Raw genomic sequence first — 11649 nt, forward strand, 5'->3', positions numbered from 1 at the left:
GGGTTCACAGACCCCAGACCTCGGTGATGCGCACGAAACCGGTGGTCCCGTCCCGGTGACGGACCTCCACCCAGCCCGCCACCGGCGCCGTGACGAGTTCCAGCACCAGATCGCGCGCGGCCTCGAACGCGGCCGGGGCACCCGCTTGCGGGGCGGTACGAACGATGGCGCTGTCCGACGTGACCAGCACGGTCCGTTTCTGAGTGAGCGCGCGCCGCTCGATCCACGTGATCGCACCACCGGGCGCCCGAACCTTGGTCCAGGCGTCGAGTTCCACCACCACTTCGACCGGCGTGCCGGGTGCGATGATGAACATCCGCTTTCCCTGATCGGATGGCGTGTCGTACAGAATCGAGGGTACGCCGACCGAGCGGAACTCGATCGCGTATGCCGCCGCGACGGGCAGGACCGTCATGGCGGCAAGCAGGGCGGTGCGCAGTAGCGTTTTCATCTCGATATCACTGGATCTTGATCTCGCCCGAAGCATCGGCCTGAGCTGCGTCACGTTTCTGCTTCTGAGCCTGGTACAAGGCCTCGAAATTGACCGGAGCCAGAATGACCGGCTGGAATCCGGCACGGGTGACGGCATCCGAGACCGCTTCGCGGGCGTAGGGGAACAGGATGTTCGGGCAGCCGATCATCATGACCGGCTCCAGATCGCCTTGCGGCACGTTACGGATCTGGAAGATGCCGGACTGGGCCACTTCGATCATGAACAGGGTCTTGTCGCTGGGCAGCTTGGCCGACACCGTGACCGTCAGCGTCACTTCGAAAATGCCTTCTTCGATCGTGTTCGCATCGGTGCGCAACTGTACGTTCACCTGCGGGTTCTCACGCTCCAGAAAGACTTTGGGGCCGTTCGGCACTTCCAGCGACAAGTCCTTTACGTAGAGTTTTTCGATCGAGAATACGGGTTGAGTTTGTTCAGTCATTGTTCGGCCTGAGGTGGGTGTGAATGTGAATGGGTGAGTCGGTTCGTCACGGGTTCAGCAAGGCATCGAGCTTGCCGCTGCGTTCGAGGGCAAACAGGTCATCACAGCCGCCCACATGGAAGTCGCCGATGAAGATCTGTGGAACGGTCCGGCGACCGCTGACCCTCATCATCTGGTCGCGTTGTTCAGGATCGAGGTCGACCCGAATCTTCTCGAGATCGACCACGCCCTTGCGCTGCAACAGCTGTTCGGCGCGGATGCAGTATGGGCACACCGCTGTGGCATACATGCGGACAGGGGGACTGTTCATTTTGATTTCTCTTTCTCCTTCTTCTTGCGGCTCACCGGCTGCCCGGCCTTCTCCCATTCGAGCATGCCGCCGCGCAGGTTGAACATCTTGTCGAATCCCTCCTTCCTGAGCTTGGACGCCGCCGACGCCGAGCGCATGCCGCTTGCGCAGCACAGGATGAGCGGACGTTCTTTGAGCTTTTCGAGCTCGGCGGTGCGCTTCGGAAGTTCGGAAAGCGGGATATGGCGCGCGTTCGGGATATGCCCCTGCGTGTATTCGCCCTGGTCACGCACATCGATCACCACCGCGTCCTCACGGTTGATCAACAAGGTCGCCTCGACAGCGGAGAGCTGGGACTTGTCTCCTGCGCTGCGGATCATTTCGACGAGCAGCCAGCCGCCGCTCACCGCGGCGAGGGCTGCCCAATACCAGTTGGCCTGCAAGAATTCCACGTCGTGATGCTCCGTTGTGACCGTCGTCGAGTTTCAGTGATGATTGTTGTCGGTATGCGGAATGCCGCAGAAGACCTCGCGCATCAGCACGATTAGCTGAAGTGTCCGCTGGTCGCCGACCCGGTAATAGACGCGATTGGCATCCTTGCGGGTCTGCAGGACACCCTTGTCGCGAAGGATCGCGAGATGCTGCGAGATATTGCTTTGCGAGGTGCCGACCGCATCGACGATGTCCTGCACGCACACTTCATCCTCGCCCAGTACGCACAGGATCTTCAGTCGCAGCGGATGAGCGATGGATTTGAGCGCCCGAGCCGCCGTCTCGATGTGCTCGTGCTTGTCCATCAGGTCGATGATTGCGTTGTTATCCACGATGCGTTGACACCTCGTTGTTTCGCCTTCTGCGTCGGATGAACAGGTGTCCGGATCGGTCGATTCTGTCGCTACCTATCCAGACCGGGCATCAAGGCAAAGGGAGTAGTATAAAATATCGCGGCGCGATGAAGCGCGAGATTCGTCAGTACCGGTCGATAGCCCGGCGAATCGAGGCAGACGGGACTCGATCGCCGTAATGCTGCGGCTGGCGCAGCGATGCGCCTCAACATCCTTTGCCATCATTTCATTCCGAGAGCTCATGTACAAGATCGTTTTGCTTCGCCATGGCGAGTCCACGTGGAACAAGGACAATCGATTCACCGGCTGGACCGATGTCGATCTGACCGAAAAGGGCGTGCAGGAAGCACGGCAGGCCGGTCAGTTGCTGAAGGACAAGGGCTTTGTTTTTGACCTCGCGTACACGTCGGTGCTCAAGCGCGCGAACAAGACGCTGAACATCGTGCTCGAGGAACTCGATGCGCTGTGGTTGCCGGTGCGGCACTCGTGGCGGCTGAACGAGCGCCATTATGGCGCGCTGCAGGGTCTGAACAAGGCCGAGACTGCGGCCAAGTATGGCGACGACCAGGTGTTGATCTGGCGCCGTTCCTACGACACGCCACCACCGGCGCTTGCCGACGGCGATGAAAGACTGGCGTACGACGACCCGCGTTACGCGTCACTACCCAAGGGGCGATTCCCCCGGACCGAATGCCTGAGGGACACCGTTGCGCGTTTCGTGCCGTACTGGGAAACCGAGATCATGCCGCGCATCCTCGAAGGCCGACGCATCCTCATCGCGGCGCACGGCAACAGCCTGCGGGCGCTGATCAAGTATCTCGACGGCATTTCCGACGCGGACATCGTCGGGCTGAACATTCCGACCGGGCAGCCGCTGGTGTATGAACTGGATGCCGATCTCAGGCCGGTCCGCAGCTATTACCTGGCAGATGAAGAGACCATTCGTGCAGCCGAGGCGGCGGTCGCCGGCCAGGGCAAGGCGCACACCTGACGATATCCGGTGAGACGGGCCAGTATTCGAGGTTTCCGGGGTGTGCGTGTCACCCTCGTCGCGCTGCTGTGTCTCGGCGGTCTTCAGTCCGCTTCGGCCGATCCCGATGTGGTCACCGGGCGGGCCGATCTCGAGGCGATGCAGCGTCGCATCGCGGAGCTGGAAAAGGCGATCGGCGAGACCGAATCGAGTCGCAGCGCGGCTGCCGAACGTCTGGCCCGCGCCGAGCGGGCGGTCTCCGCGGCCAACCGCCGACTGCGCGAGCTGACCGACGAACTGGCTGCGGCGGAGCGGAATCTGATCGATCGGGAGGCCGAGAAAGTCGCCGTCGAGGCGCGGATCGCAGAGCGGCAGGCCGAACTCGCCGGCTGGCTGCGGCGCCATTACATTCATGGCGGGCGGGACATGGCGCCGTTGCTGGCGGGCGGCGACCCCAATCAGCTGGCCAGGAACGCACGCTACCTGGAGCATCTCGGACGCGCCCGGCTCGAACTGATCGAGGGTTTGCGGACCGATCTCGCGGCGCAGCGGGCGCTTGCCGCGTCGATTGCCCAGCGCCGTGACGAGCTGGTGAAGCTCAAAGCCGAGCAGCTTGCGCGTCAGGGGGCGCTCGACCGCACGCGCGCAGCCAGAGCGGTCGCAGTGGAGCAACTCGCAGCGCAGTTGGCCGGACAGCGGGAGGAGGTGCGTGGTCTGCGCGAGAACGAGCAGCGGCTCGCCAGCCTGGTCGAGGTGCTGGCGAGGCAGGCGAGCGAACGCGCGGCGCGCGCGCGCGCCGCGGCGGGAGACCGGCCTGATGCATCGGCGATGTCGGCGCCACGCAGCCGCCCGGAGGCAAGCCGCCCGGCAGCCGCGGTCCGTGAGGCGCGGCAGCTCGCGGGACCGACGCCGACCGGTGTTCGCTTCTCTCAGTTGCGCGGAACGATGGGATTTCCAGTCAGGGGCGAACTCATTGGACGCTTCGGTGCTCCAAGGGCGGAAGGAGGTACCCGGTGGCGGGGCATTTTCATTCGTGCGGGCGGTGGTGAGGACGTCGTCGCGGTCGCAGCCGGAGAGATCGTCTTCTCCGACTGGATGAGGGGTTACGGCAATCTGATCATCGTCGATCATGGCGACGACTACCTCACCATCTATGGGAACAACGACGCGCTGCTGAAAGTCGTCGGCGACAGGATCTCCGGAGGTACGCCGATCGCCAGTGTCGGGGCGAGCGGAGGTGGTCAGGAATCGGGTTTATACTTCGAAGTCAGGCACAAGGGTGAGCCGATGGACCCGATGAAATGGATTGGTGCAAGGTAGCGATCGGTCATCTGCCGCTCGCCCACAAGAGGATGGAGTCGTCATGCGCAGCAAGCTACAAAAACTCAGTCTGATCCTGACCGGCCTGCTCGCCGGCGTGCTGATCAGTCTCAATTTCTCGGCCAGCGCCGACCGATCCGCCGTCGCTCCGTTGCCGGTCGAAGAACTGCGCGCATTCGCGGACGTGTTCAATGCGATCAAGCAGGGATACGTGGAGCCGGTCGAGGATGGCAAGCTCATCAACCATGCGATCAGCGGCATGCTCAGCGGGCTCGACCCGCATTCGGCTTATCTGAACGTCGAGGCCTTTCGGGAGCTGCGCGAGGGGACTCAGGGCGAGTTCGGTGGGCTCGGCATCGAGGTCGGCATGGAGGACGGTTTCGTCAAGGTGGTCTCGCCGATCGAGGATACCCCCGCGTTTCGGGCCGGCATCAAGGCCGGTGACCTGATCATCAAGCTCGACGACACGCCGGTCAAGGGCATGAGCCTTGCCGATGCGGTCAAGCGCATGCGCGGAAAGCCCAGCACGAGCATTCTGCTGACCGTCGTGCGCGAGGGCGAAAGCGCGCCGCTCGAGGTCAGGATCACGCGTGAGGTCATTCGCGTGCAAAGCGTACGCTCGAAGATCATCGAACCGGGCTTCGGTTATCTGCGTGTGGCGCAGTTCCAGGAAAATACGGCCGAGGCGGTGGTCGAGCACTTGAACAGGCTGGTCGTGCAGGGCCCGCTGAAGGGTCTGGTGCTGGATCTGCGCAATGATCCGGGTGGTCTGCTCCATGGTGCGGTCGGCGTCGCTGCAGCCTTTTTGCCGCGCGACACGCTGGTGGTCTCCACCGATGGCCGGACGCCGGACGCCCGTCGTGAATATCGCGCTGCGCCGGAGGACTATGTTCGCGGCAGGCGGGGCGATTTCCTGCGCAAGCTGCCGGCCGCGGCGCGTGAGGTGCCGATGGTGGTTTTGGTCAATGCCGGGTCCGCGTCGGCGAGCGAGATCGTGGCGGGTGCGCTGCAGGACCATGATAGAGCGGTCGTCATGGGTACGCAGACTTTCGGCAAGGGCTCGGTGCAGACCATCCTGCCGCTGAACAACAATACGGCGATCAAGCTCACCACGGCACGCTATTACACGCCGAGTGGTCGGTCTATCCAGGCCAAGGGCATCGAACCGGACCACGTGGTCGAAGAAAGCGAGAACGGTTCCGCTCGACGGGTACGCGAGGCGGATCTGCAAGGCCACTTGGGCAACGGCACGGATGAGGAGGCCCAAGTCAAGGCGACGAGCGAGCAAGGTGAGACCGCACCGGTCGACGACGATGGCGAGTCGGCGGCGCCGACACCGCGCTTCGAACTGGGCGGCGCGGATGACTACCAGCTGGCTCGGGCGATCAAGCTTCTCAAGGGTGAGGAGATCGTCCAGAATAGCAACTGAGAGCTTTGCCGAAGGGGATTGGGCGATGCGCCGGGAAACCGCATACAAACTGGCCGGACGGAATCACAATCATCCGGTCGTGGGTGCGGGCCTGATCAAGGAGCGCGTGATCCGCTTTGCGACCTTGCCGCCGGGTCAGACCGCCCAGGCGCTACAGTCCCTGCGGATGCTGAAGGGGCTGGTGGTCGGCGAGGGTGATCGTGAACGGTCGCTGAATGTGCGTTATTCGGTGCTCGATTACTCGCTCGAAGGCCTGGAGAACGCACTGCGCGAAGCCGGCTTTCACCTCGACAATGCCCTCTATTCCAAGCTGGTGAGGGCACTGGTGTATTTCTGTGAGGAGACCCAGCGTCATAACCTGGAGTCGCCCGAGCGGCTGATCAAGAAGTCCAACGAGGTCTACATCAAGGTCTATGATCAGCATCCGCATGGGGATCATGACGACACGCCACCGGAATTGCGTGAATACAAATAGCGGCCTTGTGCCGGTTGTGCCGAGGTGTGTGCCGTGTCTACGATGAGCTGCGCATGAACGACGAACAGCTTCTGCGTTACAGCAGGCATATCCTGCTGCCCGAGATCGGCATCGAGGGTCAGGATGCAATCATCGGTGCCCGCATGCTGGTGGTTGGCGCCGGTGGCCTGGGCTCTCCGGCGGCGCTTTATCTCGCCGCGGCCGGTGTCGGCACGCTGGTCCTGTGTGATGGCGACACCGTGGACCTGACCAATCTGCAGCGCCAGATCCTGCACTCCGAGGACAATGTCGGCAAGCTCAAGGTCGTTTCCGGTCGGGAAACCCTGCTGCGACTGAATCCTCACATCCGGGTCGAAACCGTCGCGTTGAGACTGGAGGCGGCTGCGCTCGAAGAGCACGTGGCACTGGCCGACGTGGTGCTCGACTGTACCGACAATTTCGATACCCGGCACGCGATCAACCGTGCCTGCGTCATGCATCGCAAGCCGCTCGTGTCGGGCGCGGCCATTCGATTCGATGGTCAGGTGTCGGTGTTCGACCTCAGGCAATCCGACAGTCCGTGCTATCACTGCCTTTTTCCGGAAGGTCAGGAAGTCGACGAAGTGCGATGCGCGGTGATGGGCGTGTTTGCGCCGCTGACCGGCATCATCGGCACGACTCAGGCCGCCGAAGCCCTCAAGCTCATCGTCGGCTGCGGTACGACCCTGGATGGGCGCCTGCTGCTGCTCGATGGCCTCGCGATGGAATGGCGGAGCATCGTGCTGGGGCGTGATCCAGACTGCACCGTCTGCGGCGGACGCTAGGAGGCTGTCGGACTTGAGCGATCGTCACGAGCCGGGTGGGAAAGCGAGGACAGAACTGGTCGATTTTGAGGCGCATAGTGGTTCTATGCAACGAAAAATCGGGCAGATATGGACCGCTTCTCCCACCGGCGCAGTAGATCAGCCTCAAGTCCGACAGCCTCCTAGGCGCTCGGACAGGTCTGCGGTCGTGCGACGATCCGGATGTCCGGGCCGATGCTGCGCACATCCCGGATGTCGAGTCGGGTTGCCTGATCCAGGCCGGTCATCGCGGCCAGATTGAAGAGCCCCTGTGCGTCGTCCCCGCACAGCATCGGGGCCATGTACAGCAACAGTTCATCCACGCAGCCTTCCCGGAGCAGGGATCCATTCAGCTTGAAGCCGGCCTCGGCGTGAACTTCGTTGAATCCGCGTCGACCAAGCTCCTTCATCAGTTCGGGAAGCGCGACCTTGCCGGCTGGATTGGGCAGCATCACGATCTGAACCCCCAGATCCTCGAGTGCTGCGACGCGCTCCGCGTCACCCCCCGCGCAGGCGACCAGACAGTGTCCATCAGCCAGTATCTTCGCGGACAGCGGCACCTCCAGCCGGGCGTCGATCAACACCCGCATCGGTTGCCGCTCGCAGTCGATGCCGCGCACCGTCAGGCTGGGGTCATCTTCCCTGACCGTGCCGATTCCGGTCAGGATCGCGCAGGCGCGCGCACGCCAGCGATGGCCGTCCCGGCGTGCGGCCGGACCGGTGATCCACTGGCTGACGCCGTTGTTGAGCGCCGTCTTGCCATCCAGCGTGGTCGCCGCCTTCAGGCGCAGCCATGGTGTCCCGCGGGTCATGCGTGACACGAAGCCGATATTGAGTTCGCGCGCCTCGGCTTCCAGGAGTCCGACCTCGGTACGGATGCCGCTCGCGCGCAGACGCTCGAGGCCGCGCCCGGATACCAGCGGGTTCGGGTCGTGCATCGCGCACACGACCCGTGTCACTCCCGCCGAAACCAGCGCGTCGGAGCAGGGTGGCGTCCGTCCAAAATGAGAACAGGGTTCCAGCGTGACATAGGCCGTGGCGTCACGCGCCGAATCGCCGGCTGCGGACAGCGCGATCGTCTCGGCATGCGGTTCGCCTGCGCGTCGATGCCATCCTTCGCCGACGATGACGCCGTTGCTGACCAGCACGCAACCGACCCGCGGATTGGGCGTGGTGGTATCGAGGCCGCGCTCGGCGAGCCTGAGTGCGCGTGCCATCGCAGCATGATCAGCGGCCGAAAAGGTCATCTTCCGGCGGTGCTTCGGTTTTCTTCGGCGGGCGTCCCCGTCGAGGGCGGGCCTGCACCTCACGGATGACTTCGGAGAACTCGTCGACGTCGGCGAAGTTGCGATAGACCGACGCAAAACGGATGTAGGCGACCTTGTCGAGCTGCTTCAGTTCGCGCATGACCAACTCGCCGATCTTCTCGCTCGGAATCTCGGCCTCTCCCAGCGACAGCAGTCTGGCCTCGATCCGACCGATCGCGGCTTCCACCGCTTCGAGCGTCACCGGGCGCTTGCGCAGCGCGAGCTTCATGCTCCCGGCGAGCTTGTCGTGATCGAACTCGCTTCGATTGCCGTTGCGCTTGACCACGTGCGGCATCTTCAGGTCGACGCGCTCATAGGTCGTGAAACGCTTGTCGCAGCGCATGCAGCGACGACGACGTCTGACGACGTCGCCTTCCTCGTTTTCACGCGTATCGGTGACCTGGGTGTTCGGGTCCGAGCAGAACGGACATTTCATGGTCGGAGATAAGCCGCCAGGCCTGCATCGGTCTGCCGGACCTGCGGCCTTCGCGGTCCGCCGTCATGGAGCGTGAATGTCGGGTCAGTCACCATACACCGGAAGGCGTGCGCACAAGGCCGCAACCTTGCTCCGGACCCGGTCGAGCACGGCCTCGTCGTTCGGCGTGTCGAGCACATCGGCGATCAGGTGCGCGACCTGCTCGGCTTCGATCTCGGTGAATCCGCGCGTCGTCATGGCCGGGGAGCCGATGCGGATGCCGGACGTCACGAAGGGCTTTTCCGGGTCGTTCGGGATCGCGTTCTTGTTGACGGTGATATGCGCCCTGCCGAGCAGGGCTTCGGCATCCTTGCCGGTGATGTGCTTCGCGCGCAGGTCGACCAGGAAGACATGGCTTTCGGTGCGGCCGGACACGATGCGCATGCCGCGCTCCTCGGACAGCACCCGCGCCATCACGCGCGCATTGGCGATGACCTGCTCCTGGTAATTGCGGAAGCCGGGTTCGGCCGCCTCCTTGAACGCGACCGCCTTCGCGGCGATGACATGCATCAGCGGACCCCCCTGCAGCCCCGGGAAGATCGCCGAATTGATCGCCTTCTCGTGTTCGGCCTTCATCAGGATGATGCCACCGCGAGGTCCGCGCAAGGTCTTGTGCGTGGTCGAGGTGACCACGTCCGCGTGCGGCACCGGGTTCGGGTAGTAGCCGGCCGCGATCAGACCGGCGTAGTGCGCCATGTCGACCCAGAAGATTGCGCCGACGTCCCGGGCGACCTTGGCGAAGCGTTCGAAATCGATGCGCAGCGAATAGGCCGATGCGCCGGCGATGATGATGCGCGGCTTGTGTTCGTGGGCCAGCGCCTCCATCGCGTCGTAATCGATCTCTTCCTTGTCGTTCAGTCCGTAGGCGACCGCATTGAACCATTTGCCGGACATGTTCAGCTTCATGCCGTGGGTCAGGTGCCCGCCTTCGGCCAGACTCATGCCCAACAGCGTGTCGCCCGGCTTCGCGAAGGCCATCAGCACGGCCTGGTTGGCCTGCGAACCCGAGTTCGGCTGCACGTTCGCAGCCTCGGCGCCGAACAACTGCTTGACGCGATCGATCGCGAGCTGCTCGGCGACATCCACGTATTCGCATCCGCCGTAGTAGCGCTTCCCGGGGTAGCCTTCCGCATATTTGTTGGTCAGTTGCGAGCCTTGGGCCTCCATCACCGCCCGTGACACGTAGTTCTCCGAGGCGATCAGTTCGATGTGATCCTCCTGGCGACGGTTTTCGGCGGTGATTGCGGCCCAGAGCTCGGGGTCGACCTTGGCGATGGTGTCTTGCGAAGCGAACATGTGCGGCACTCGAAGCGATGGATATAAAGGCAGAATCTTATCACGTGGGCTATTTCGCGCGGAATGCGGCTGTACGACAGCAAGCGGGGAAGGCGGCCATTCAAGCCTGATCCAGTCGTCTCATCCGTGCGGCAATTCGTCGCGACTACCCACCAGATGGCTACGCTCGGCCCATGCGATGAGTTTCCAGATGCCGTCGCGGTGTTCGATCCAGTTCAGCGCAGCGTTCGGGATCTCGAAGTCGCGTGGCGTGTCCAGGGGTTTGCCGGTGGCGATGCGATGCGCGACATCGAGCACGCCGCCGTGGGTGACGATCAGTATCGGTTCGCCTGCGTGTCGTCGTGCGATGTCGTCGAGCGCGGCCGACACGCGCCGGCTGAAGGCACTCAGACTCTCACCACCCTCGGGAATGGCGAAGTCGATGTCGCGCCGCTGAAAGCGCGCATAGGCCTGCGGAAAGCGGTTGGCCGCCTCGTCGTAGGTCAGTCCCTGGAACACGCCGTAGTGACGTTCGCGCAGGCCGGTCAGCGTTGTCGGGGTGAGCCCGATCCGAATCGCGGTCGCCTGGGCAGTCTGCCGCGCCCGCGCGAGGTCGCTGCAATAGAGCGCGCTGAACGCATGTGTGGCCAGCGCATCGGCGGTCGCGCATGCCTGCTCCAGCCCGGTCTCATTGAGCGGGACGTCGACATGCCCCTGCAGGCGTCGCTCGGCGTTCCAGGCGGTCTCGCCGTGGCGAACGAGACAGAGCCGGGTCATCAGCATCGGTTCCTCCGGTTTCAAGGCGTCGGATTGCGGGTTTTCCCGTCCTTCTCGGGTCTCGGTTCTGAGATAGAATCGGCGCACATGTGAAGGGCGTCAAGCGTCGTATCGGGCAGTGTCGCTGCCTTGGCAAGCGGTCGATTGCGGGCGACGAATACCGGGTGGGGTGATCGTGTTCAAGCTTCTTGCGTTTGTCATGCGTGCGATCAACGCGCTGAACAAGCTGGTCGGGAACCTGTTTTCATGGTTGTCGCTGGCGATCGTGCTCGTGTGTTTTGCGGTCGTCGTGGAGCGCTATGTGTTCGGGAGCACGCGGCTGTGGATGCAGGACCTCTACGTCTGGCTCAATGGCGCGATGTTCACCGCGGTTGCGGGCTTCGCGCTGTTTCGCAATCAGCATGTGCGGGTGGACATCTTCTACCGGCCGGCCTCGATTCGGCGCAAGGCGATTGCCGATCTGCTCGGCGTGTGCCTGTTCCTGCTGCCGTTCACGTACATCCTGACGATCTACAGCCTGCCGTATGTCCAGCGTTCGTGGCGTTTCATGGAGGGCTCCGCGAATATCGGCGGCATGCCCGGGCTGTTCATCCTGAAGAGCTTCCTGCTGGTATTCACCGCGCTCATGGCCCTGCAGGGGCTGGCCGTGTTGATCCGCTCTATCCTGATCATCGCGAATCGCGAGGATCTGGTGCCGGCCGACTTCGGCTACCAATACGACAAGGAGTGAGCAA

Annotated in this window: 15 protein-coding genes; 6 read left to right on the forward strand and 9 right to left on the reverse strand. The window is 63.3% G+C overall.

What is annotated here, in order from left to right:
* Positions 1 to 4 precede the first annotated feature (4 nt).
* Genes ACKVEX_RS03015 through ACKVEX_RS03035 form a run of 5 tightly spaced genes read right to left on the reverse strand, consistent with a single transcriptional unit; the run spans position 5 to position 2045 of the window.
* Complete coding sequence (locus ACKVEX_RS03015) at positions 5 to 451, reverse strand: SH3 domain-containing protein (RefSeq protein WP_473214197.1); 447 nt, start codon at positions 449 to 451, stop codon at positions 5 to 7.
* A gap of 7 nt (positions 452 to 458) precedes the next feature.
* A complete protein-coding gene (gene secB / locus ACKVEX_RS03020) occupies positions 459 to 932 on the reverse strand; it encodes a protein-export chaperone SecB (protein WP_473214198.1) in 474 nt (157 codons plus the stop codon).
* Between the two features lie 46 nt (positions 933 to 978).
* Positions 979 to 1242, reverse strand: coding sequence for a glutaredoxin 3 (grxC, locus tag ACKVEX_RS03025; RefSeq protein WP_473214199.1), 264 nt, complete (start codon positions 1240 to 1242; stop codon positions 979 to 981).
* Positions 1239 to 1673 carry a rhodanese-like domain-containing protein gene (locus ACKVEX_RS03030; RefSeq protein WP_473214200.1) on the reverse strand — a complete coding sequence of 145 codons (435 nt, stop codon included), beginning with the start codon at positions 1671 to 1673 and terminating at the stop codon, positions 1239 to 1241. The genes grxC and ACKVEX_RS03030 overlap by 4 nt, the downstream gene beginning before the upstream one ends.
* Positions 1674 to 1706: 33 nt before the next feature.
* Complete coding sequence (locus tag ACKVEX_RS03035; protein ID WP_473214201.1) at positions 1707 to 2045, reverse strand: ArsR/SmtB family transcription factor; 339 nt, start codon at positions 2043 to 2045, stop codon at positions 1707 to 1709.
* Positions 2046 to 2307: 262 nt separating this feature from the next.
* Between ACKVEX_RS03035 and gpmA the strand changes: the two genes are divergently transcribed.
* From gpmA to ACKVEX_RS03060, 5 genes are read left to right on the forward strand one after another with little or no spacing between them, the layout of a single operon-like run.
* Positions 2308 to 3057, forward strand: a complete 750-nt coding sequence (gene gpmA / locus ACKVEX_RS03040; RefSeq protein ID WP_473214202.1) for a 2,3-diphosphoglycerate-dependent phosphoglycerate mutase — start codon at positions 2308 to 2310, stop codon at positions 3055 to 3057.
* Between the two features lie 42 nt (positions 3058 to 3099).
* Complete coding sequence (locus ACKVEX_RS03045) at positions 3100 to 4356, forward strand: murein hydrolase activator EnvC family protein (protein ID WP_473214203.1); 1257 nt, start codon at positions 3100 to 3102, stop codon at positions 4354 to 4356.
* A gap of 43 nt (positions 4357 to 4399) precedes the next feature.
* The gene (locus ACKVEX_RS03050; RefSeq protein ID WP_473214204.1) at positions 4400 to 5785 is read left to right on the forward strand and encodes a S41 family peptidase; all 1386 of its coding nucleotides are present in this window, start codon (positions 4400 to 4402) and stop codon (positions 5783 to 5785) included.
* A 25-nt stretch (positions 5786 to 5810) separates the two neighbouring features.
* A complete protein-coding gene (locus tag ACKVEX_RS03055) occupies positions 5811 to 6260 on the forward strand; it encodes a hypothetical protein (protein ID WP_473214205.1) in 450 nt (149 codons plus the stop codon).
* 53 nt (positions 6261 to 6313) lie between these two features.
* A complete protein-coding gene (locus ACKVEX_RS03060; protein ID WP_473214206.1) occupies positions 6314 to 7063 on the forward strand; it encodes a HesA/MoeB/ThiF family protein in 750 nt (249 codons plus the stop codon).
* Between the two features lie 161 nt (positions 7064 to 7224).
* Here ACKVEX_RS03060 and ribD read toward each other — a convergent pair whose 3' ends face one another.
* The 4 genes from ribD to ACKVEX_RS03080 form a co-directional block, all read right to left on the reverse strand.
* Positions 7225 to 8328 (reverse strand): bifunctional diaminohydroxyphosphoribosylaminopyrimidine deaminase/5-amino-6-(5-phosphoribosylamino)uracil reductase RibD, encoded by a 1104-nt coding sequence (ribD, locus tag ACKVEX_RS03065; protein WP_473214207.1) that lies wholly within the window; start codon positions 8326 to 8328, stop codon positions 7225 to 7227.
* Positions 8309 to 8824, reverse strand: a complete 516-nt coding sequence (gene nrdR / locus ACKVEX_RS03070) for a transcriptional regulator NrdR (RefSeq protein ID WP_473214208.1) — start codon at positions 8822 to 8824, stop codon at positions 8309 to 8311. The genes ribD and nrdR overlap by 20 nt, the downstream gene beginning before the upstream one ends.
* Before the next feature lie 84 nt (positions 8825 to 8908).
* The gene (glyA, locus tag ACKVEX_RS03075) at positions 8909 to 10159 is read right to left on the reverse strand and encodes a serine hydroxymethyltransferase (protein ID WP_473214209.1); all 1251 of its coding nucleotides are present in this window, start codon (positions 10157 to 10159) and stop codon (positions 8909 to 8911) included.
* 120 nt (positions 10160 to 10279) lie between these two features.
* A complete protein-coding gene (locus ACKVEX_RS03080) occupies positions 10280 to 10915 on the reverse strand; it encodes a histidine phosphatase family protein (protein WP_473214210.1) in 636 nt (211 codons plus the stop codon).
* Positions 10916 to 11090: 175 nt separating this feature from the next.
* Here ACKVEX_RS03080 and ACKVEX_RS03085 point away from each other — a divergent pair, with 175 nt between their 5' ends.
* Entirely contained in the window at positions 11091 to 11645 is a 555-nt protein-coding gene (locus ACKVEX_RS03085) for a TRAP transporter small permease subunit (protein WP_473214211.1), read from the forward strand.
* Positions 11646 to 11649 lie beyond the last annotated feature (4 nt).

It is taken from the genome of Denitraticella aggregata (assembly GCF_048158365.1).
Lineage (GTDB): Bacteria > Pseudomonadota > Gammaproteobacteria > Burkholderiales > Rhodocyclaceae > Azoarcus_F.

What these genes read in the sequence shown, in the direction of transcription:
- ACKVEX_RS03080 (WP_473214210.1), bottom strand. Translation starts at nt 10,915, where the DNA reads ATGACCCGGCTCTGTCTCGTTCGCCACGGCGAGACCGCCTGGAACGCC.
- ACKVEX_RS03055 (WP_473214205.1), top strand. Translation starts at nt 5,811, where the DNA reads ATGCGCCGGGAAACCGCATACAAACTGGCCGGACGGAATCACAATCAT.
- gpmA (WP_473214202.1), top strand. Translation starts at nt 2,308, where the DNA reads ATGTACAAGATCGTTTTGCTTCGCCATGGCGAGTCCACGTGGAACAAG.
- ACKVEX_RS03015 (WP_473214197.1), bottom strand. Translation starts at nt 451, where the DNA reads ATGAAAACGCTACTGCGCACCGCCCTGCTTGCCGCCATGACGGTCCTG.
- ribD (WP_473214207.1), bottom strand. Translation starts at nt 8,328, where the DNA reads ATGACCTTTTCGGCCGCTGATCATGCTGCGATGGCACGCGCACTCAGG.
- secB (WP_473214198.1), bottom strand. Translation starts at nt 932, where the DNA reads ATGACTGAACAAACTCAACCCGTATTCTCGATCGAAAAACTCTACGTA.
- ACKVEX_RS03050 (WP_473214204.1), top strand. Translation starts at nt 4,400, where the DNA reads ATGCGCAGCAAGCTACAAAAACTCAGTCTGATCCTGACCGGCCTGCTC.
- glyA (WP_473214209.1), bottom strand. Translation starts at nt 10,159, where the DNA reads ATGTTCGCTTCGCAAGACACCATCGCCAAGGTCGACCCCGAGCTCTGG.
- grxC (WP_473214199.1), bottom strand. Translation starts at nt 1,242, where the DNA reads ATGAACAGTCCCCCTGTCCGCATGTATGCCACAGCGGTGTGCCCATAC.
- ACKVEX_RS03060 (WP_473214206.1), top strand. Translation starts at nt 6,314, where the DNA reads ATGAACGACGAACAGCTTCTGCGTTACAGCAGGCATATCCTGCTGCCC.
- nrdR (WP_473214208.1), bottom strand. Translation starts at nt 8,824, where the DNA reads ATGAAATGTCCGTTCTGCTCGGACCCGAACACCCAGGTCACCGATACG.